The organism is Chloroflexaceae bacterium, from assembly GCA_025057155.1.
Classification (GTDB): Bacteria; Chloroflexota; Chloroflexia; order Chloroflexales; family Chloroflexaceae; genus JACAEO01.
Genome location: JANWYD010000001.1, coordinates 97,894 through 118,903, shown reverse-complemented (window position 1 = coordinate 118,903; position 21,010 = coordinate 97,894). Strand labels below are relative to the sequence as shown.

At 63.8% G+C, this 21,010-nt stretch carries 17 protein-coding genes and 1 tRNA gene; all 18 read left to right on the top strand.

The window, feature by feature from the left end:
- Positions 1-341: 341 nt before the first annotated feature.
- The 18 genes from NZU74_00455 to NZU74_00370 all read left to right on the top strand — a co-directional run bounded on the left by NZU74_00455 (position 342) and on the right by NZU74_00370 (position 20,966).
- Positions 342-1,421, top strand: a complete 1,080-nt coding sequence (locus NZU74_00455; GenBank protein ID MCS6879782.1) for a glycosyltransferase family 4 protein — start codon at positions 342-344, stop codon at positions 1,419-1,421.
- A gap of 404 nt (positions 1,422-1,825) precedes the next feature.
- Positions 1,826-3,913 (top strand): serine protein kinase, encoded by a 2,088-nt coding sequence (locus NZU74_00450; GenBank protein MCS6879781.1) that lies wholly within the window; start codon positions 1,826-1,828, stop codon positions 3,911-3,913.
- A gap of 120 nt (positions 3,914-4,033) precedes the next feature.
- A complete protein-coding gene (locus NZU74_00445; protein MCS6879780.1) occupies positions 4,034-5,143 on the top strand; it encodes a DUF444 family protein in 1,110 nt (369 codons plus the stop codon).
- 179 nt (positions 5,144-5,322) lie between these two features.
- Positions 5,323-7,560, top strand: a complete 2,238-nt coding sequence (locus NZU74_00440; protein MCS6879779.1) for a glycosyltransferase family 39 protein — start codon at positions 5,323-5,325, stop codon at positions 7,558-7,560.
- Positions 7,561-7,568: 8 nt separating this feature from the next.
- Positions 7,569-9,065: a SpoVR family protein gene (locus NZU74_00435; GenBank protein MCS6879778.1), complete on the top strand. Its 1,497-nt coding sequence runs from the start codon at positions 7,569-7,571 to the stop codon at positions 9,063-9,065.
- Positions 9,066-9,123: 58 nt separating this feature from the next.
- Positions 9,124-10,026: a peptide chain release factor N(5)-glutamine methyltransferase gene (prmC, locus tag NZU74_00430; protein MCS6879777.1), complete on the top strand. Its 903-nt coding sequence runs from the start codon at positions 9,124-9,126 to the stop codon at positions 10,024-10,026.
- A 216-nt stretch (positions 10,027-10,242) separates the two neighbouring features.
- Positions 10,243-10,887, top strand: a complete 645-nt coding sequence (locus tag NZU74_00425; protein MCS6879776.1) for a hypothetical protein — start codon at positions 10,243-10,245, stop codon at positions 10,885-10,887.
- A gap of 238 nt (positions 10,888-11,125) precedes the next feature.
- Entirely contained in the window at positions 11,126-11,965 is an 840-nt protein-coding gene (locus NZU74_00420) for an alpha/beta hydrolase (protein MCS6879775.1), read from the top strand.
- Between the two features lie 71 nt (positions 11,966-12,036).
- Positions 12,037-12,657: a heme ABC exporter ATP-binding protein CcmA gene (ccmA, locus tag NZU74_00415; GenBank protein ID MCS6879774.1), complete on the top strand. Its 621-nt coding sequence runs from the start codon at positions 12,037-12,039 to the stop codon at positions 12,655-12,657.
- Positions 12,658-12,803: 146 nt separating this feature from the next.
- Entirely contained in the window at positions 12,804-13,553 is a 750-nt protein-coding gene (locus NZU74_00410; protein MCS6879773.1) for a heme exporter protein CcmB, read from the top strand.
- A 232-nt stretch (positions 13,554-13,785) separates the two neighbouring features.
- A complete protein-coding gene (locus NZU74_00405; protein ID MCS6879772.1) occupies positions 13,786-14,751 on the top strand; it encodes a cytochrome c biogenesis protein in 966 nt (321 codons plus the stop codon).
- Complete coding sequence (locus NZU74_00400) at positions 14,748-14,987, top strand: CcmD family protein (GenBank protein MCS6879771.1); 240 nt, start codon at positions 14,748-14,750, stop codon at positions 14,985-14,987. The genes NZU74_00405 and NZU74_00400 overlap by 4 nt, the downstream gene beginning before the upstream one ends.
- A gap of 42 nt (positions 14,988-15,029) precedes the next feature.
- Positions 15,030-15,443 (top strand): cytochrome c maturation protein CcmE, encoded by a 414-nt coding sequence (locus NZU74_00395; GenBank protein ID MCS6879770.1) that lies wholly within the window; start codon positions 15,030-15,032, stop codon positions 15,441-15,443.
- Positions 15,444-15,570: 127 nt separating this feature from the next.
- Entirely contained in the window at positions 15,571-17,976 is a 2,406-nt protein-coding gene (gene ccsA / locus NZU74_00390; protein ID MCS6879769.1) for a cytochrome c biogenesis protein CcsA, read from the top strand.
- A 14-nt stretch (positions 17,977-17,990) separates the two neighbouring features.
- A complete protein-coding gene (locus tag NZU74_00385; GenBank protein ID MCS6879768.1) occupies positions 17,991-19,085 on the top strand; it encodes a J domain-containing protein in 1,095 nt (364 codons plus the stop codon).
- 228 nt (positions 19,086-19,313) lie between these two features.
- Complete coding sequence (locus NZU74_00380) at positions 19,314-20,150, top strand: redoxin domain-containing protein (GenBank protein ID MCS6879767.1); 837 nt, start codon at positions 19,314-19,316, stop codon at positions 20,148-20,150.
- A gap of 15 nt (positions 20,151-20,165) precedes the next feature.
- Positions 20,166-20,849, top strand: coding sequence for a response regulator transcription factor (locus NZU74_00375; GenBank protein MCS6879766.1), 684 nt, complete (start codon positions 20,166-20,168; stop codon positions 20,847-20,849).
- A gap of 41 nt (positions 20,850-20,890) precedes the next feature.
- A tRNA-Gly gene (locus NZU74_00370) sits at positions 20,891-20,966 on the top strand.
- The last annotated feature ends 44 nt before the right edge of the window (positions 20,967-21,010 follow it).

Here is a 21,010-nt window from a genome sequence, read left to right as displayed (position 1 = left end):
CGCCATTGTACCGCCGCGCGATCAGCGGGCGCAAGGCGAGTGCGCCGGATTACACTTATAATCGTTAGTGAGACTATGCCCGGCACAGGAGGGGGGAGAGGTTCTCAGGTGTAGGGTTTTCCGGCGCATGCTCGCGTCACATGCGCCATCCGGGGCATTGGGACGCCCAACTCCCCCCTCTCCGCCGTAGGTGGAGAGAGGGGCGGGGGGGTGAGGATCGGAAGCGCATTGGAATGCCGAAAACCCCTTCTCGCTCGAAAAACCCTAGACCTGAGAGGAGTGTGGAAGCCCATCCGGCGCCTGCGATCCGGATTACCTGCACAACGGGAGTATAGACATTCGTGGCTCGCATCGCCTTTCTCGACTCATGGCTCCAGCAGGTGGCGGAAGGGAGCGGCACGGCGGCGGCGATCGGCGGCCTGGGGCGGGCCTTGCAGGCACGAGGCCATCGCGTCACGCGCATCGCCCCGCTGAAGCCCTGGCCAGCCGCGCTCACCGCCCGGCGTCTGCTCTTTAACCTGCAGGCTCCGGCCCTGCTCCGCGCCCTGCGCTACGACCTGATCGTCGGCTTTGACATAGACGGCTTCCTGGTGGCCGATCGCGCCCCCGCGCCTTACGTGTGCAGCATCAAGGGCGTCATCGCCGAAGAACTGCTCCACGAACGGGGCGCCGTGCGGAGGCAGCTCTGGGCGCTCTCGCGCCTGGAGCGCAGCAATGCCCGCCGCGCGCCGCTGGTGCTGACAACCAGCGAGTACTGCCGCAGCCGTATCGGCTACCACTACGGCGTGCCCGCCAGCAAGGTGCGCCTGGCGCCGGAGGGCATTGACCTGCTCTGCTGGCGCCGCCTGCTCGACGCCGCTGGCGATCCTGTCCCCGACGGGCGCGTGATCCTCTGCGTGGCCCGGCAGTACCCCCGTAAGCATATCGCCGATCTGCTGCGAGCCTTCGCCCGACTGCGCCGCCCGTTCCCCGACGCCCGGCTAGCGATCGTCGGCGATGGCCCCGAACACGCCCGCCTGCGCGCCCTGGCGGCAGAACTCCGGCTCGGCGACGCGGTCACCTTCACCGGCGCCCTTCCCGACAATGCTGCCGTGGCCGCCTGGTACCGCCGCGCCAGCGTCTTCTGCCTGCCCAGCGTTCAGGAGGGTTTCGGCATCGTCTTTCTAGAAGCTATGGCCGCCGGTCTGCCGATCGTCGCCACTACCGCCGCCGCCGTGCCCGAAGTGGTCCCGGCGGGGCAAGCCGGGCTGCTCGTGCCCCCCGGCGACGTGAATGCTCTGGCTGCGGCCCTGACCGAGATGCTGGAACGGCCCGCCCTGCGCGCCGCCTTCGGGGCCTATGGGCAGGAGTACGTGCAGCGCTACGACTGGGCGCGCGTCGCCGAACGCTTTTGCGCCGCAGTGGCCGACCGGCTGCGGTGACCGGGTGCAACGGCGGGAGCAAAGCCTTGGCGTTCATGAGCGGTGGGAGCAGCCGTATGCACGTCCGACGCGACATAAAATCCTTGACGCGCATCCGTTGCGTTGTTATAATGCAGGCACCTGATCTATCAGGCACTCCTCGCGAAGATTCCCAGAGATCCAAAGCTGTATAGTGGTCGCAAGGGGAGAGGCAGTCCTGGCGTCGCCTTGAGCAACCGCTATACGCGGCCCACACGATACCACCACAGCTTGAGATCGCAAACCTGCACATTAGCAACACCGTCCGCTGGCCAGCGCCCGATGGTACGCCAGGCTAATGGCGCGCGCCGCGTGGCGGCTTATCTGCCTGTTCCGTTAGCATCGCTCCCGGCCAGGCAACGTCCCGCAGCAGGAGGAAAGTGTCCATGACCACAGTTACCGGCGCCTCGCTGATGCAGCTTCTCAGCGAGATCCAGGACCGCCAGCAGTTCCAGCAGCTTAACTGGCGTGGAACGTTTGCGGACTACCTGGACATGGTTGCGCGCAACCCCAAGGTGACGCGCAACGCCTTTCAGCGTATCTACGACATGATTATGTCGTATGGTACGGAGGAGTTTATTGATGCCAAGAAACGCCTGATCCGCTACAAGTTCTTCGCCGACGCCAGCTTCGATGGGGATGATGCCATCTTCGGTCTCGAGATCCCGCTGATGCGCCTGGTCAACTTCTTTAAGGGCGCGGCCAAGGGCTATGGCACCGAGAAGCGCGTGCTCCTGCTCCACGGTCCGGTCGGCTCCTCGAAGTCAACCATCGTGCGCCGGCTGAAAAAGGGGCTTGAGCATTACTCGAAGACCGAGGAGGGCGCGCTCTATACCTACGACTGGTACCTCGGCACGGTCGAGAACCACGACACCTTCGACTGGCGCCGGGTGCCCGAGCAGGAGTGGGAAAAGTGCCCCATGCACGAGGAGCCCCTGCACCTGATCCCCGTCGAGTATCGTGAGCGCTTCCTCGCCGAGGTGAACGAAGGTCGCTCGCCGGACGAGCACGTGCGCATCGAGGGCGATCTGTGTCCCGTGTGCCGTTTCCACTTCCGCGAGTTGATGCACCGCTACGATGGCGACTGGGCGAAGGTCATGCGCCACGTGCGTGTGCGCCGGCTGGTCTTCAGCGAGCAGGATCGCGTGGGCATCGGCACCTTCCAGCCCAAGGACGAGAAGAACCAGGACTCCACCGAACTCACCGGCGATATCAACTATCGCAAGATCGCCATCTACGGCTCCGACTCCGATCCCCGCGCCTTCAATTTCGATGGAGAGTTCAACATCGCTAACCGCGGGATCATCGAGTTCGTCGAGATGCTCAAACTCGACGTGGCCTTCCTCTACGACCTGCTCGGCGCCTCCCAGGAGCACCGCATCAAGTCGAAGAAGTTCGCGCAGACCGACATTGACGAGGTGATCATCGGCCACACCAACGAGCCTGAGTACCGCCGCCTTGAGAACAACGAGTTCATGGAGGCTCTTAAGGACCGCACTGTGCGGATTGATATCCCCTACGTCACCCGCCTGCGCGACGAGGTCAAGATCTACGAGCGCGATTTCAACAAGAAGAAGGTGCGCGTCCATATCGCTCCGCATACCCTCGAAATGGCCGCGATGTGGGCCGTGCTCACGCGCCTCGAAGATCCCAAGAAGCCCAACCTCACCCTGCTGCAGAAGCTCAAGCTCTACAACGGCAAAACGCTGCCCGGCTTCACTGAGGACAATATCAAGGAACTCCGCAAAGAGGCCGTGCGCGAGGGGATGGAGGGCATCTCGCCTCGCTACATCCAGGACAAGATCTCCAACGCCCTGGTCACCAACCAGGAAGAGGGCTACATCAACCCCTTCATGGTGATCAACGAACTGGAAAGCGGCCTCAAGAACCACGCCCTGATCAACTCGGAAGACGATCGCAAACGCTACCGCGATCTGCTCTCCATCGTGCGCGAGGAGTATACCGAGATCGTGAAGAACGAAGTGCAGCGCGCCATCTCCGCCGACGAGGAGGCGATCAAGCGCCTCTGCGGGAACTATATTGACAACATCAAGGCGTACACCCAGCGCGAGAAGGTGCGCAATCGCTACACCGGCCAGTATGAGGAACCTGATGAGCGGCTGATGCGTAGCATCGAGGAGAAGATTGACATCCCCGAAAGCCGCAAGGACGACTTCCGGCGCGAGATCATGAACTACATCGGCGCGCTGGCCATCGAGGGCAAGACCTTCGACTACCGCACCAACGAGCGTCTGCACAAGGCGCTGGAACTCAAGCTCTTCGAGGATCAGAAGGACAGCATCAAGCTGACCTCCCTGGTCTCCCGCGTGATTGACAAGGATACGCAGGAGAAGATCGACGTGGTCAAGGCGCGCCTGATCCGCGACTTCGGCTACAATGAGCAGAGCGCGACCGACGTGCTGAACTACGTGGCCTCGATCTTCGCTCGCGGAGATACCAAGAGCAACTACTAGGAGGGGTGAGGGGCTGGCGTAAGGCGCACAGCATGAGCGCATTCCGGTCAGCGCGAAGGCGCTCATCTGCCAGATGCCTTACGCCGCGCGCCTCGCCGTTCCTACCGTCGCCGTATGTCTATGTCCATGAAACGTGTTGACCGCGACCTGGGGCGCTTTCGCCAGATCGTTCGCGGGAAGATCAAAAAAGACCTGCGCAAGTACATGTCGCAGGGGGAGATGATCGGGCGGCAGGGAAAACGCTACGTCAGCATCCCCGTGCCGCAGATTGATATTCCCAATTTTCGCTATGGCGCCAGGCAGAGCGGCGGGGTCGGTCAGGGCGATGGCGACATCGGCGATCCGATCGCCCAGGGCGATGGTCAGTCCGGGCAGGGGCAGGCCGGCGCCGAGCCGGGCCAGCACGTCCTCGAAGTGGATGTCTCCCTGGAGGAACTGGCCGCCATCCTCGGCGAAGAACTGCAACTGCCCAATATTCAGCCCAAGGGCAAAAAGAATATCGTCAGCGAGAAGGACAGGTACAGCGGCATCCGCCGCACCGGGCCCAACTCGCTGCGCCATTTCAAGCGCACCTACCGCGAGGCGCTGCGCCGCCAGCTCGCCACGGGCGACTACGACGAAGGCAACCCCGTCGTGGTGCCTATTCGCGACGATATGCGCTATCGCTCCTGGAAGGAGACCATGCTCCCCGAGAGCAACGCCGTCATCATCTATATGATGGACGTCTCCGGCTCCATGGGCACCGAGCAAAAGGAACTGGTGCGCATTACCGCCTTCTGGATCGAAACCTGGCTCCGCTCGCAGTACAAAGAGATCGATATTCGCTATATCGTCCACGATGCCGCGGCCAAGGAGGTGGACCAGGAGACGTTCTATCACATCCGCGAGGGCGGCGGTACGAAGATCTCCTCGGCTTATAAGCTCTGCAACCGGCTGATCGACGAACGCTACCCCGCCGATGAGTGGAACATTTACCCCTTCCACTTCTCCGATGGCGACAACTGGGGCGGCGGCGATACGCGCGAGTGTATCGAGTTGCTCAAGAAAGAACTGCTGCCCAAGGTCAATCTCTTCTGCTACGGGCAGGTGCGTTCGCTCTACGGTTCCGGCCGCTTCGCCCATGATCTCGAAGAGTACCTGGGCAGCGATGATCGGATCGTGATCTCCGAGATCGCCGAGCGTGACGATATTTACGATACGATCAAGGATTTCCTGGGTAAAGGCAAGTGAGTCCGCCGCCACGGCTGGCCGGTGGATCGGGAGCTCACGGCGCGCGGCCCTCATACCGGGGGTCGCGCGTAATCCTATTGCCATCGCAGTGCCAGATCGGCGCCTGTAGCCCGGGCGCGGCCTATCCAGACGCGCTTGACCCCGCGGCGACGCCGTAACCGGTCGCCTGGAACCGCACTATGGTGCTGAAAGACGCTGTGCCTCCGCTCTCTGCGCCGTTTCTCGCGCAGGTTCGCCGCGCGCGCCGCGCCGCCTCCTGGCGCGAACTGGTCCCCGTCACGCTCCTCGGCCTGCTGGCCCTCGCCCTTACCGTCATCTACTACGCCAGCGCCTACCAGGCCCACATCCGCGCTGATGACCGCATCCGCGACCTCTTCGCCGGCTTCCAGTCTCTGGAGGGCGAGGCTCACGGCCTGCCCTATCGCTGGACGATGGGATCGGGGACAGTATGCCTGCCCGCAATGGGGCTTACACGGCCCCTGGCGGCCCTCGACCTGCGCCTCCTGGGCAGCGCCGTTACCGCCGGGAGCGCCGGGCGAGCCGTTGATTACGCCGATGTGCGCGTGGGTGCGCTGAGCATCCCACTGGCGATCGCGCCCGAGCACCGCGCCTACCATCTGCTGCTCCCCCCTGCCCCTGAAGGCGGGCCGCTGTGCGTGACGCTCCTCAGCGCCACGGTGGATCCCTCCGGCAACGGGCGCGTCGTGGGCGTGGGAGTGCGTTCGGTCGCCGCGCGCCCGCTGGAACGGGGAGCGCTGCCGCCGCCGGGGGCGTTGCTGGCGAACCTGGGGCTGGCCCTGGGCAGTTACGGGGTGCTGCGTCGGCTCGGCATTCCTCAAATCGCCAGCCTGGGACTGGTTGCCAGCCTGAGCGTGGCCCTTGGCGCGGGGCTGATCGGCGGCGCGATCCGCCTGGCCCCCGACCTGCCCTACTGGAGCGCCTTCACCGCCGTGGCCCTGGGCCTTATCTTTAGCGCCCTCGTCGCCTACCAGCGGGTCACGCCACGCCTCGGCCCCTGGCAGCGCGAGACCCTGGGCGTCCTGCTTATCCTGGGCCTGATGAGCCTGGGCTGGTACGTACTGGCCCACCGCGAGGGCTACGCCTGGCCCTTCCCGCTGATGGCTCGCGCTGGAGGCGCCTTCGGCTGGGGCATACTCCCCGCGGCGGCCCTCTTCGGCGCCTTCGCTGCCGCTATCCTCACCTGGCTGCGCGCGCCTGACCCGCCCGCGCCGGGGCTGGTCATCGCCGCAACGGCCCTCGCCGCTGCCCTGCTGCCGGCCACTCTCAAAGTCGGCCTGCGCGGCTACCCGTCGTTGTTCCAGCACTTCGCCGAGCAGTCGGGCAACTACATCCACGACGTGCCCCGCGTCGGCAACGATCCGCTCGGCTTCCTACGGGGCTACGTGGCCAGTATGCCCGACCTGGTGCTGCACAACAAGACTCACCCGCCGGGCAGCACCCTGTTCCTCTGGGGCATCGAACGCCTCTTCGGGCCGGGACCCGAGCCGGCGACCTGGGCGGTGATCATCATTGCGGCCCTGGGCGTCTGGCCGACCTACCGGCTGACGGCGGCGCTGGCCGGCCAGCGGGCGGCGATCCTGGCTGCGGCGATCTACGCCGTATTACCAGCCTTTATGATCTACGCCGCCACCTCTATGGACGCGCTCTACGCCACCGTGCTGGCCTGGGCCATCTACAGCCTCTACCGCGCCCTGGTGATCCTCGATCAACCCGACGGGCCGCCGGCGCCGCAACTCCTCGCTGCCCTGGCCGCAGGGGCCTGGATCGCCCTCGGTCTGCTCTTCAGCTTCACCACACTGATGCTCGCGCTGGTGGTGGCGGCCCTGGTGGCGCGCCGCCTGGCCCTCGGCCCGCGCCGGCTCGCCGATGCGCTGCGCTGGGCGGCGATTGGCGCGGCGCTCGCCGGCGCCGTGCTGCTGCCGCTCGGCGCGCTCTGGCTCGCCACCGGCTACAATAGCCTGGCGGCATTTTTCAGCGGGGTGGCCAACAATCGCCTGGATGTCGAGGCCCGCGTATCACCCCTTGGCCTGTCGAGCTACCTCTTCTTTCTGGCAGTTAACACAGTGGCCTATGCCTGGTTCCTCGGACCGTGGCTCATCTACCGGCTTGGACGTGACGGCCTGGCGCAGATGGCGCGAATCTGCGCGGGCATAGGCCGGCCCGCCGACGCCCTCGGGCTCGGCCTCATGGCTCTGCTGCTGGGGATGCTCTTCTCCGGGCTGTTTTACCGCGAGATCGAGCGGGTATGGCTCTTCAGCCACATTCTTATTGCGGCGACGCTTGCTGATGGTATCATGGAACAATACGACCGGCGCGGCAACCTGGCGGCCCTGATCTTGCTGAGCCTCTTCGCGCACAGCGTCATCTTTCGCTCCGCCCTCCGCGTTTCCTGGTAGGAGAGAGTATGAAAAGCACACGCCTTCCGCCGCATCTCGAAGCCGCTCGCGAGGAGATCGAACAGATCGCCCGCGACTACGGCCTGGACTTCTTCCCGATCATCTATGAGGTGCTGGATTACCGCACCCTCTACGAAACCGCCGCCTTCGGCGGCTTCCCGACGCGCTATCCCCACTGGCGCTTCGGGATGGAGTTCGACCAGCTGCTCAAAGGGCACGTCTGGGCCGGCAGCACCATCTACGAGATGGTCATTAACAACAATCCCTCCTACGCCTACCTGCTCGAAGGCAACGAAGACGTGACCCAGAAGATGGTCATGGCCCACGTGACCGGGCATGTGGACTTCTTCAAGCACAATATGTGGTTCGCCCATACCAACCGTAAGATGCTGGATACGATGGCGAACCATGCCACGCGCATCCAGCGGATCATTGACCGGATCGGGTATGACACGGTTGAGGATTTTATTGACACCTGCCTCTCGCTGGAAAACCTGATTGACTACCACTCGCCCTACATTCGCCGCCCCGAGGCCCAGAGTCCCAAGCCGCTCGTCGGAGAAGAAGAACCGGAAGTGGTTGAAGGACTGAAGGTGGAACGGGAGTACATGCGTGAATTCATCAATCCGCCGGAGTATCTCGAAGCCCAGCGCCAGAAGCTGGAAGCCGAGCGCGCCAAACAACGCCGCTTCCCCGAAAATCCGCAGAAGGACGTGCTGCTGTTCTTGATGAATTACGCCCCCCTGGAGCGCTGGCAGCATACGGTGCTTGAGATCATTCGCGATGAGGCCTACTACTTCGCCCCGCAGGGGATGACCAAGATCCTCAACGAGGGCTGGGCCTCCTACTGGCACTCGACGATCATGACCCAGAAGGTCGCCTCGGCCGCCGAGATCGTTTCCTTCGCCGACCTGCACTCCGGCGTCGTCGCTACCGGCGGCGGGCGGCTCAATCCCTACAAACTCGGCCTCGAGCTGCTGCGCGACATCGAGGACCGCTGGAACAAGGGCAAGTTCGGCAAAGAGTATGAGGAGTGCGACGATATCGCCGCCAAACGCACCTGGGACCGGCAGCTTGGCCTGGGACGCCAGAAGATCTTCGAGGTCCGCCGGCTTTACAACGATGTCACCTTTATTGATGAGTTTCTGACACCCGAGTTCGTGCTGGAGAATAAGCTCTTCACCTATCGCTACAATCGCGATACGGACATGTATGAGATCGCCTCCCGCGAGTTCAAGGAGATCAAGGAGAAGTTGCTCTTCCGGCTCACCAACTTTGGCCAGCCGTTCATTTATGTCGAGGACGGCAACTATAACAATCGCGGCGAGCTGTATCTGCGCCACCGCCACGAAGGGGTGGATCTGAAGATAGACTACGCGCGCGATACTATGCGCAACCTGTATAAAATCTGGACCCGTCCCGTCCACCTCGAAACGGTGATTGACGAGAAGAAGCGCCTGCTCTCCTTCGACGGCAGCGATTTTACCGAGCGGCGCATTGATTAGCCGTGGCGCAATCCAGAGGATTGGCCTGCAGCGTCGGCTCAAGATATTTCGGGAGGGAATGCCGGCATCAATAGCTGAACTGCTCCAGGACGCCGCCACCCGCCTCCAGGCAACGAGCGCCACCCCCAGGCTCGACGCCGAGTTGCTCCTCGCGCACACTCTGGGCTGGCCACGGGCGCGGGTGCTTGCCGAGCGGCGGCATCTGCCCTCGCCTGAGCAGGCGGCCGCCTTCGCCGCGCTGGTGGCTCGCCGCGAACGCGGCGAACCGGTGGCCTACCTGGTCGGCCACAAAGAGTTCTACGGCCTTGACCTGGAGGTGACCCCTGCGACCCTGATACCCCGCCCCGAAACCGAGGTGCTGGTCGAACTGGCCCTGATTGAGGCCCGTCGCCTGTTGCAAACGCAGAGCGATGCGGCAGGCTGGCCGGGTCTTACCATCGCCGACATCGGCACGGGCAGCGGGGCCATTGCCATTGCTCTGGCCACGCATCTGCCCCAGGCCCTGGTCTATGCTGTGGATATCTCGCCGGAGGCTCTGGCGGTGGCCGAGCGCAACGTCGCCCGGCACAGGCTGCGGGAGCGCGTGCGTCTGCTCCAGGGTGATCTGCTCGCCCCTCTTCCTGAACCGGTGGATCTGATCGTCAGCAACCCGCCCTATACCGTGTATGCCGAGATCGCCCCGGAGGTGCGCGCCTACGAGCCGCGCCTGGCTCTCGACGGCGGGCCGAACGGCGTCGCCGTCTACCGGCGTCTGCTGGCCATGGCGCCCGCCGCCCTGCGCCCCCACGGCGCCCTGCTGCTGGAGATTGGGGCATGGCAGGGTCAGGCTGTAGCCGATCTGGTGCGGACCGCCCTGCCCGGAGCCGAGGTGCGGGTGCATCAGGATCTGGCCGGGCGCGATCGCGTGGTGGTCGCACGACCTTCCGGGAATCCGGTTGCTGAACAATCTGTCAGGGTGTAATCCAGATGTCATCACTCGCGGGTAGAATATCCAGACGCCTTACGTATACTGAGATGTGAAAGTAATCATCTGGGAGGGCTTCGCTGTCCCGATCCGTTCCCCTCAGCAGGTGGCACGGAAACAGCAGGCGTCCCCTGTGCGCGCAACCGTCCAGGTTGCGCCACAGTATTTCCCCTGAGGATGTACAACGGTAGCGATGAACGGGAGACAAGCAGAATGGCTGCACTCTTTGTCACGCTCGGCATTGCCATTATTACGCTCCTTGCCATCTTACTCTGGTTTGTTCCGCACCTGTTGCATCAGCAGGCGATCAGCAACGCCACCGAATCAGCCAGGCTCCGCGACATGCTCCTCGACATACTCAGCGAGCAGGAAGCCGTTGCCACGCGCCAATCTGAATTAAGCGCCTCGCTCGCCTACTTTCAGGAGCAACTGGAGTCTGTGCTGAACGCCACCCAGCAGGAAGGCCATCAGGAGCAGGTTGCCGTGGCCAATCCAGACACTCTGCGCCAGCTCGAGGAACGCATCAGCGCGATGCAACTGCAGATCCAGCACTGGCTCGACACGCGCGCGCGCGTGCAGCGGTACGTGCAGGCACAGGACAACGAAGCCTGGGCGCACCTGATGAGCTTGCTGTCGGCTATCCAGGAACGGCTAGGCCAGCTCTCGGCTGATCGCGCAGTCTCCTCCAGCGGACCGCAAGTCCGGATATTGGTGGATGAACTTGAGCAAGAACTGGAGCACTTGCGCACCATTGTAAGTGACGTCGCGAAACTGCGCTGGCGACTTCAGCGTTCCCTGGGAGGGCGTGAAGGAAGCGCCGCTGGCTTTCGCATTCAGGCAGGCGGGAGCGCCGATTGAAGTTGGTGGAATAGACCCTTCGACAGGCTCAGGGCGCGGGTGGGGAAAGATTGCGGAGTCTTAAAAAATTCTCAAACCCGGCGCGACGAAGCCTTAGCGTCGTGACGCCTGCTTTGCCAGCGGCTATGCAAATTCGGTCGCGCCGGTACGTTATGATTGTACGGCGGGAAGAGTTAGCCTGCTGGAGAAATACAGTCCAATACGCCCTCGACACGTCTGTATTGCCAGTGCTGCACCAATGAGCATCGTTGTTATTGACAATCAGGTGGTTCACTACGAGGTCTTCGGACGCGGCAAGCCGGTGCTATTTCTGCACGGGTGGCTCGGAAGCTGGCGCTACTGGTTCCCGACCATGGAGGTAGTTGCCAGGCAGTTTCGCACCTACTCATTCGACTTCTGGGGCTTTGGCGACTCGCGCCGCAAGCGCACCCGGGAGAGCATCCAGGCCTACTCCGAACAGGTTATTCGTTTCCTCGATGCTCTTGGCATTGACCGGTTGATGCTGGTCGGGCACTCGATGGGCGGCATGGTGGCTCTGAAGACGGCGATCAACTACCCCGAACGCATCCAGCGGGTGGTGACCGTGGGTGCGCCAATTGATGGCGACTCGTTGTCGTGGCTGCTTAAGTTAACCGACCGGCCCTTCCTGGCCGATGTGTTCGCACGCACGCCGTTGCTGCGGCGGTGCCTGTTCCGCTTCTTTCTTGGCCAGACGAACGATCCGGCGGTAAAAGAAGTGATTGACGACAGCGTCAAATCCAGCGCCGATACGCTGCGCTACGCCGTCAGCTCCATGTGGCGCACCGATCTGCGCCCCGAACTTCCGCGCCTGCGCGTGCCCGCGCTCGTTGTCCACGGCGGGCGGGACGATATTGTCAACCCTGATCAGCTTGACCTCTTCGCCAACGTGCCCACGGCCAGAATCTTCCCCATGCCTCGTAGCCGGCACTTCCCCTTTCTCGATGAAGCCGCCACCTTCAACGAGGCGCTCCTGAGCTTCCTACAGGAGGACGACCCACCTGTGCTGCAGACCATGCCCCGGATTGTCCGTGAGGTGCGGATGTCGCCGGGCGATTAACGGCCTGCCGGGCAGGGATCTGGAAGACCCGCTTTACCTATCGCCGGCGCCGTCTGTGCTACAATACCGGCGTGAGTCTGCGGCTGACAGTCGAAGGTCTTGCTGCGCGCTACGGCGCACGGCTCGTCTTTCACGACGTTTCGTTGGAGGTGCGCGCAGGCGAGACGCTGGTCGTCAGCGGACCCAATGGCAGCGGCAAGAGCACCTTCTTGCGGCTGCTGGCGGGTTTGCAACGGCCCGACGCGGGCGTGATCGTCTATGAAGCGGCGGGAGGCGCCTGGGCGCCGCGCGACGCCGCGCCGCTCATCGGCTGGGTCGCCCCCGATCTGATGCTCTACCGCGATCTCACCGCGCGCGAAAACCTGCGCTTCTTCGCCGCGGTGCGCGGGTTGCCTCGCGACGACCGGGCGCTTGATCAGTTGCTTGAACAGGTCGGGCTTGGCGCGCGCGGCGACGACCGGCTGGCCACCTACTCCTCGGGCATGGTCCAGCGCCTGCGCTACGCCTATGCCCTGCTCCACCGCCCCCCCGTTCTCTTGCTCGACGAGCCGACAGTCACCCTCGATGAGCGCGGCGCCAGCCTGGTTGATACGCTCATCGCCTCGCAACGCCGCGAGGGGATCGTGGTAATTGCCACCAATGACCCGCGCGAATTGCGCTACGCTGACCTGGTGCTGCGTCTGGGAGGCTGATGGTATTGCGGATTGTAGATTTTGGATTTTGGATTGCCGTACATGGCGTCTCAATGAGGCCTGGCGGTGATGGGCACACCGTTGAACCCTTCTGAAACGAATGGTCTGGGCAGGCTCAAAGCCTGACATGGCAGACGGAAACAGGCATGGACAGGGCCGAGGAGAGTGGCCAGGAAGCGCCCGCGCTTGAGACACGCTCACAGACCGGCGTTCCGGCGCTGCTCGCCGCGGCATGGGCAGTGTTCGTCAAGGACCTGCGGATCGAGCTGCGCACGCGCTACGCCCTCAACGCGATGGTGCTGTTCGCCGCCTGTACCGCGGTGATGGTCAGCATCGGCACTACCTTTATCGGGCTGCGGCGCACTGAAGAGGCCTTGCTCATTCAATCTTCGCTGCTCTGGATCGCCTTGCTGTTCGCCGCGATCACGGGGCTGTCGCGCGGCTTTGTACACGAAGAAGAGGCCCGCACCACGGCCGCCCTGCGCCTGGCGGCCCAGCCCGCGGCCGTCTATCTGGGCAAGTTCCTGCTCAATCTGGCCCTGCTGGCGGTACTGGGAACGATTACCAGCCTTCTGTTCATCTTGCTGGTGCGCGTGCAGGTCGGCAGCCCGCTGGCCTTCGCGGCGCTGATCGGCGCGGGCAGCCTCTGTCTTGCCGCCGCGACCACCATTCTTGCCGCGATGATCGCCAGGGCGAGTTTCAAGAGCGCCCTCTTTGCCGTCCTGGCCTTTCCCTTGCTGGTGCCGCCGCTGATCATCGCCATCCAGGGCACGGCGCTGACACTGGAAAACGGCGGCCTTGACCCCGCCCTCGGCGCCTTGCAGTTCCTTATGGCGTACAGTGTTGCCACATTCGTGGCATCATTGATGCTCTTTCGCTTCGTGTGGGAAGCCTAGAGCAGGGGAATTCTCAGGGTTGCCCCCACCCTCTATAGCGAGGCAATCTCGGAGCATGTGATGAATCTCCCATCGGAGCGAAAGACATTGTGATACAATGAGCAGGCAATTATACCTCATACCGGCGGAGCGCCCTGATGCTTACCATCCTCTCATTCCCTAAAAGCACATGCTGTAGTATGATACGCATATCACGGCGCGCCTCTCTCGGAGGCCTGGAAAGGTGATGGCAGTGGCAGAGCGGCTGGGCCAGATCGGCAAATTGCTGATCGGCGTCTGGATCGCCGGCGTCGCTGTGGCGATGTTCCTGGTGATCCCGCAGTACGAGGGCCTCGGCAACGCCGGCCGGATCGTGATCATGCACGTGCCTACGGCCTGGGTGAGCGTGCTGGCCTTCGCGGTATCGGCGCTGTTCAGCGGGTTGTATCTGTGGAAGCGCCGTCCCGCGCATGACCACTATGCCCTGGCGGCGGCGGAGAGCGGTTTTCTCTTCACGGCCCTGGCCACGGTCACGGGCATGATCTTCTCGCAGGTGGTGTGGGGAATCTACTGGAACTGGGACCCGCGGCAGACCTCGATCTTTGTGCTGTTGCTGATCTATGCCGCCCTCTTCGCCCTGCGCTCGGCGATTGACGACCCGGGGCGGCGCCGCCAGCTCAGCGCCGTATACTCGCTCTTCGCCTTTGTGACGGTGCCGTTTCTGGTCTTCGTGGCCCCCCGTCTTGCCGATAGCACGTTGCATCCTAACTGCGCCTTCATCCAGGGCAGCAAATGCGATGGGATCACCCTTGAGGTCGGCAGCGTCGGGCTGCTGGGGGATCGCAAGATCCAACTGCTGGCCCTGGAGCGCGAGGGTGACGTGGTGACCGCCCAGGTGAAGGTGAGCGAACCTGGCCTGACCAGCGAGACCATCCTGCGCCCCAGCTACGATCTGGCCGCTGGCGAAATGATCGCGCGCCCCGAATTTCCCGGTCTGCGCTACCAGCTTGGCCTGGAGGCGGTAGATCTGCAGGCCAATGCCGCACTGTTGAACATCGAGGCGCCGGGTACCGGCCTGCTGGAGAACCGGCGGACGTTGTTCACCTTCCTGGCCTCAATCGGCGGTTTTACGGCGTTATTCTTCTGGCTGCTCAGGCTGCGCGCGACGCTGCTCGACGTGCAGTGGGCCCTGGCTCAGCGCGGGGGATCTCAGTTATGAACGGGCTGTATGAAGCGGGTACGGCGATCTATGTGGCTATGGCCGTGGCCCTGTCCGTGTGGATCGGCATCTTCGTGTACCTGTGGCGGATCGACGCCCAGGCGCGGGCCCTGAAGCGCGAATTGCAGCGCGAGCACGAGCGGCTGCGCCATGCCGAGACCGGCGCGCCGCGGGCCAGCGTCACCCGCGTCGGCCAGGCCGAAGGCGAGCCGGTTGAACAGTCGAGTCGAGGGTAAGGCGGGGGCGCCTCGCGCTCCCCTGGCACGGAAAGTGCGCCTATGGCAACCACAACTTCGCTCTCGCGGCGCGGCATGCCGATCAAGCCCCTGTACATCGCGGGCCTCGGCATTATCCTGATTGCCGTCGTGTATGGTTTCTTTGGCTTCCAGAGCGGCTTCCGCTCCTACACCCAGAGCGTGGATGAAGCCATGGCCGCTACGCGCAGCGTGCAACTGGCCGGGTTCCTCGGCAGCACCGGCGAGTATGACGCGGCAGGCCGCTTTACGTTTATGCTCCAGGATCAGCAGGGCAAGATGATCAAGGTCATCTCCGATGATCCGCGCCCGGCCAACTTTGAACACGCCATCAGCATCGTGGCTGTTGGCCGCTACGATCCCGCCGAGCAGGCCTTCATGGCCGACGACCTGCTGGTCAAGTGTCCGTCGAAGTACCAGGAGCAGATGAGCCGTTAGGAGCCGGTTCGGATCGCCTGATCCATCCCCGTGGGTGAAAGGGAGCGAGCAACCCTGGTTTCCCCGCCCTCTTCCCAGGGGACGGTTAAGCCTTCCTGGAATCCGTAGTCGCACTAGAAAGCGCCCCATGTACCTTCTTGGCACGTTTCTGATCGTCACCGCGATAGCGATGGCTCTGCTGGCCGTTGGCAGTTACGCCGTGACGCCCCGCGGCAATCAGGCTGCGCTGTACTACGGGCGCTTTGGCGTCTATGCCACCCTCGGCGCCGTGCTGATGACCTGGACGCTGCTGATCAGCCTGTTCCTCGCCCGCCGCTTTGATATTGAGTACGTCAACAACTACAGTTCACGCGACCTGGATTTCTTCTTCAGCATCGCGGCAAGCTGGGCCGGGCAACCTGGCAGTTTCCTTATCTGGGTGGTGTGGGGCAGCATCGCGTCAACTCTGCTGGTGCGCCGCAGCCGGCACTTCGAGCCGTATGTGCTCGCCGTGCTCATGTTCGTGCAGGCGGTACTGCTGATCTTCGTTCTGGTTCTTAATCCGTTCAAACCCCTCCTCGACCCTTCTACCAACCTCCCCCTGACCCCTAATGACGGGCGCGGGTTGAACCCCCTGTTGCACAACTTCTGGATGATCATCCATCCGCCGGTGCTCTTCGTCGGGTATGCGCTGAGCACCGTACCCTTCGCCTTTGCCATTGGCGGGCTGATCCGCCGCGATTATGACACCTGGGTGACCCGCGCCCTGCCTTGGACCATCGCTGCCTGGGCCTTTCTGGGGCTAGCCCTGTTGCTCGGCGGCTACTGGGCCTACGAGACCCTCGGCTGGGGCGGCTACTGGGGCTGGGACCCGGTGGAGAACTCGTCGCTGGTGCCCTGGCTCATCCTGACGGCGCTGATGCATGGCATGGTGTTGCAGCGTTCCCAGGGCGCTTTGCGGAAAACGAACCTGTTCCTGGCGCTGGCGGTCTACCCCCTGGTCTTCTATGCCACGTTCCTCACCCGCAGCGGGGTCTATGCGAACTTCTCGGTGCACTCGTTCGTTGCCGAGGGGATCTTCGAGGGGCTGGTAGCCTTCCTGGTTCTGCTCACGGTTGGCGCAATCGGGGTCCTGGTCTGGCGCTGGCGCGACATCCCCTCACGCCCGTTGAGCGACAGGTTCTTCTCGCGCGATAGCTTCTTCGTGCTGGCGATACTGTCGCTGGCAGTGGTCGCGCTGGTGGTGGGCGTCGGCACCTCGATGCCGGTGATCTCGGCCATTCCGGGCGTCGGTCATACCCTCCAGGGCTGGATGGGGTCGGTCTTTGAGCTTGACGACGGGACGCTGATGAACCCGCAGGCCCGGCCCTTTGAAGACGGGCGCTTCAGCCTGGCGCCCAGCTTCTACCAGCAGACCACACCGCCTCTGGGGGTCGTGATTGTGGTGCTGATGACGATCGGGCCGCTGCTGGGCTGGCGCGACACCAATATGCGCCATCTGCTTCGGGCGCTGCGCTGGCCCGCGGTTGCGGCGGTGGCGGCCGCCATCGCCGCTATGCTCATCAGTGTGCGCGAGCCGCTGGCGCTCTTCTACGTCGCCGGCGGCGTCTTTGCCGTGGGCACAAATCTGGTCATGCTCGCCCGCACGCTCAGAAGCGGCTGGCTGCGCATCGGCGGTTATCTGGCCCATGTCGGTTTCGCTATCATGCTCATCGGCGTTGTCGCCTCCAGCGCCTATGCCACGCCCGAGACGCGCCTGACCCTGGCTCCCGGCGAGAGCGCGAAGCTCTTCGGTTACGAGTTCATCTTTAACGGCTATAAACTCGACGAGCAGCAGCACGGCGTGCTCGACTTCACGGTGAGCAATGGCCGGACAACCTTCAGCGCCCGGCCCTACCTCTACGAGAACCAGCGCATGGGCGCGACGATGACCACGCCGTCCATCCATAGCTTCTTCTGGCACGACCTGTACATCTCTCCTGCGGGCTATGATCCTGAGCGGGACGAGGCCCGCCCGGTCCTGAGTCAGAATGACTCGGCGACGATGGGACCGTACACGCTCACCTTCCTCGGCTTCAATATTGATCGCGAGGCAATGATGTCGGGAAGCGGCGACCTGCGCGTGGGGGCGCGGGTGAGGGTGCTGTACGAGGGCGTGGAGAGCGAGCTTGAGCCATATGTGCAGGTAGTGACCGATGCAGACAGCGGGGCGCAACGCCTTGAATACGTGCCGGTCGCCCTGCCCGGGGCGGAGGGACGGCAACTTACCCTCGTGTCGCTCGACCCCAACACCCGGCGGGTGATGCTGCAGGGCAGCGGCCCCGGTCTCGATGATTTGCCGGTTGTGCCGGCCAAGGGTGTGATCGCCGTGAGCGTCAAGCCGCTGGTGGTGCTGGTCTGGGTCGGTGTCAGCGTAGGCATTCTGGGAGGCCTCATCGCCCTGGTGCGCCGCTACCTGGAAGGCCAGGCCAGGCTGGCGGGCCTGCGGGTGCGCCTGCCGAAGGGCCTGCCGGCATTCGGTCTGCGGATGGGTTCGCGAGGGGCGGGCCGTTAGATGGTGCTTGAGCTATGCAAGACCACTACGAGACCCTGCAGGTGCATCCCCGCGCCGATGATGAAACGATCCAGGCCGCCTACGCGCGCCTGCGCGAGCGTTACGACCCGGCGCGCCTTGAAGGCAGCGCCGAGGAACTTCAGGAACTGGCGCGCCGCCGCCGCGACGAGATCGAGCGCGCGTATCTCGTCCTGAGCGATCCGGAGCGACGGCGGCGCTACGACGAGGAACTGGCCGCCCGCCAGGCAGCGCGGACGGACGAACGCGCCGCGACGGGCGAGGAAGAGCTTGACTATCGCCCTCTGCCCCCGGCCCGCGGGCAGGAACGTCCGCCGGGCTTCAACGCCCAGCCAACGCTGCGACCTGCCAGCGCTCCCCGCAGGAGCGGGCGCGCCCCGCACCGCGGGACGTCCCCCGTCTGGCTCGCCCCGACGCTGATCGTCGCCGTGTCGGTATTCGCCATCGTGCTGGTCACCCTGGTGACGACCGTCTACAGCCTGCCGCCGGCCGCCGTCCCCTTCGGCGCGCTGCAGGCCGGGGGGGCGAGCGGGCCGGTAAACGCTCCGGCGCCCACACCTGACGTGACGGCGATCATCAACCAGTTCGAAGGGCAGATCATCGCCGCACGGCAGGTAGCCCAACGAGTTCCTGAGAACCCGAACGCCTGGATCGAACTGGGCAATGCGCTCTACGACAGCGTAGTGATCGTGCGCGAACGGCTAGCCAGCGGCGACCAGAGCCTGCAGAACGTCTATATCGAACGGCTGCCGCGCTGGCTGGAGGCCGCCGACGCCTACCGCAGAGCGACCGAACTGGCGCCGACCGACCCGGTGGCGCGGGCGGACCTGGCGGCGAGTCTGTGCTTCTACGGCAAGGACACCAACGACCAGAGCTACGTGCGTGAAGGGCTGGCCGAAGCTGAACGCGCCCTGCGCGACGATCCCCAGGCCGGGCGCGCCCTGCTGAGCAAGGGCCTCTGCCTGGCTTTCAGCGACCCGCCGCAGGTAGCCCAGGCGCTGGAGCAGTGGCAACAGCTCATTGTGCTGCCTGGCGCGGAACCGGGGCTGGTGATGCAGGCTCGCCAGCTAGTGGCCGAGTATTCGCGCTAGTCCCTGGCCACGGGCGTAGGAAGATGTAGCCTGTTATGTATAGCGCAACCCTCCGGGTTGCGCGACACAGGCGGATGCAAAACGATTGTCTCGCCGAGGCGCGCCCGTCATAGCTGGTGTTCACCGAGACGGTGAGGCATAGCGAGGCCTCGGCTTTCAGTTTTAACCATTCTTAATTCCAGAAGTTAAAAGCTGTGTTACAATAGGGACGACCGAGAGAACGCACCTATGGCTACACTCTATGCCCTCCTCGGCGTTGAACCCGACGCGAGCCAGGAGGCTATTGAACAGGCTTACGCCGAGCAACGGGCGCGCTACGCCCCGGAACAGGTAGCCGACCTCGACCCGCACCTGCAACGGGTGGCAACTGAGCGCAGCGCCGAGATCGAGCGGGCTTATCGTATTCTGGCCGACCCGGAACGGCGTCGTCAGTACGACAGCAGTCTGGCGAACGGCACGGCGCCCGGAAAGGCGCCGCAGCGCGGGTTGACGCCGCGTGAACGCCTCTTCGCCGTTGCAGGCGCATTGCTGGGCGTGGGGCTGATCGCCCTGTTCTGGGTGCTGACCGGCCAGAACGGCTCGCCCCAGGGCCAGGCGATGGGCGAGATGAACCGGCCCGCCCCGCCGTTCACGGCCCCGGCGCTTGCTGGCGGAACGGTGCGCCTGGAGGATTATCGCGGCCAGGTAGTGCTGTTAAACTTCTGGGGCACCTGGTGCGAGCCGTGTAAACGCGAACTGCCCGCCCTCCAGGCTGCCCACGAACAGCTCGGCAGCGAAGGACTGGTTATCATTGGCGTCAATCTGACGGATGACGAGAAACTGCAAGGCCGCGATACAGCGCAGATCCAGTCGTTTTTGAATCAATTCGGCGTGACCTATCCCGTCGCCCTGGATGAGGACGGTTCGATTACCAATGCTTATCGGGTCTTTCCGCTGCCGACCAGTTTCTTCATCGACCCGGACGGCGCCATTCGCTACATGCACATCGGCGAGTTGACCCTTGCCGACGTGCAGGCCACGTTTACCCGAATGCGCGGCGAAATGGCAGGGCGTTCGCCGACATAAATGCGAGGCGCACAGATGGAGCAGCGCACCATTCTTGTAGTTGATGATGATGACGGCCTCCGCGAGCTGATTCGCATTAATCTGGAGCACGAGGGATACGCTGTCATACAGGCCTCGAATGGTGTAGAGTGCGTACAGATGGTCCGTGAACATCGGCCTGATATGGTCATCCTCGACGTGATGATGCCTGAGATGGATGGCCTGGAAGCCTGCGTCAAGGTGCGCGAATTCTCACAGGTGCCCATCCTTATGCTTACGGCCAAGACGCAGAGCGAAGATGTGATCACCGGTCTGGATCGGGGCGCCGATGATTACCTGACCAAACCCTTTAATATGGAAGAACTCGCGGCGCGGATCCGTGCCTTGCTGCGTCGCGTGCCGCCCGCCAACCGGCCTCTCAGCGCTGGCGGCGGCCAGATCAGCATCGATCAGCAGAAGCGCGAGGTGTGGGTGCGTGGCCACCTGGTGGATCTGACGCCGATTGAGTACAAGCTGCTGATTGTGCTTGCCGAGAAGGTGGGCGAGGTCGTCGGGCACGAGATGTTGCTGCGGGCCGTCTGGGGCCAGGAGTATACCAAAGATAACAACGATTACCTCAAGGTCTATATCTGGCACCTGCGGCGCAAGATCGAAGAGGATCCGCGCAACCCCAAGATACTGACCACTGAGTGGGGCGTTGGCTACCGGCTCGTACCGTAGTTGACAGGCATGATGCTGCATGCTATACTCATGGCCGCAGCGCGGGCGTAGCTCAGTTGGTAGAGCGCTACCCTCCCAAGGTTGAGGTCGCGAGTTCGAGTCTCGTCGCCCGCTCCAGTGTGCACCGCATTTCACAGGGCCGTTGCGCCGCAGCCGTTGCA

What these genes read in the sequence shown, in the direction of transcription:
- NZU74_00375 (MCS6879766.1), top strand. Translation starts at nt 20,166, where the DNA reads ATGGAGCAGCGCACCATTCTTGTAGTTGATGATGATGACGGCCTCCGC.
- NZU74_00380 (MCS6879767.1), top strand. Translation starts at nt 19,314, where the DNA reads ATGGCTACACTCTATGCCCTCCTCGGCGTTGAACCCGACGCGAGCCAG.
- NZU74_00395 (MCS6879770.1), top strand. Translation starts at nt 15,030, where the DNA reads ATGGCAACCACAACTTCGCTCTCGCGGCGCGGCATGCCGATCAAGCCC.
- NZU74_00420 (MCS6879775.1), top strand. Translation starts at nt 11,126, where the DNA reads ATGAGCATCGTTGTTATTGACAATCAGGTGGTTCACTACGAGGTCTTC.
- NZU74_00440 (MCS6879779.1), top strand. Translation starts at nt 5,323, where the DNA reads ATGGTGCTGAAAGACGCTGTGCCTCCGCTCTCTGCGCCGTTTCTCGCG.
- NZU74_00400 (MCS6879771.1), top strand. Translation starts at nt 14,748, where the DNA reads ATGAACGGGCTGTATGAAGCGGGTACGGCGATCTATGTGGCTATGGCC.
- NZU74_00410 (MCS6879773.1), top strand. Translation starts at nt 12,804, where the DNA reads ATGGACAGGGCCGAGGAGAGTGGCCAGGAAGCGCCCGCGCTTGAGACA.
- NZU74_00425 (MCS6879776.1), top strand. Translation starts at nt 10,243, where the DNA reads ATGGCTGCACTCTTTGTCACGCTCGGCATTGCCATTATTACGCTCCTT.
- NZU74_00385 (MCS6879768.1), top strand. Translation starts at nt 17,991, where the DNA reads ATGCAAGACCACTACGAGACCCTGCAGGTGCATCCCCGCGCCGATGAT.
- prmC (MCS6879777.1), top strand. Translation starts at nt 9,124, where the DNA reads ATGCCGGCATCAATAGCTGAACTGCTCCAGGACGCCGCCACCCGCCTC.
- ccsA (MCS6879769.1), top strand. Translation starts at nt 15,571, where the DNA reads ATGTACCTTCTTGGCACGTTTCTGATCGTCACCGCGATAGCGATGGCT.
- NZU74_00445 (MCS6879780.1), top strand. Translation starts at nt 4,034, where the DNA reads ATGTCCATGAAACGTGTTGACCGCGACCTGGGGCGCTTTCGCCAGATC.
- NZU74_00450 (MCS6879781.1), top strand. Translation starts at nt 1,826, where the DNA reads ATGACCACAGTTACCGGCGCCTCGCTGATGCAGCTTCTCAGCGAGATC.
- NZU74_00435 (MCS6879778.1), top strand. Translation starts at nt 7,569, where the DNA reads ATGAAAAGCACACGCCTTCCGCCGCATCTCGAAGCCGCTCGCGAGGAG.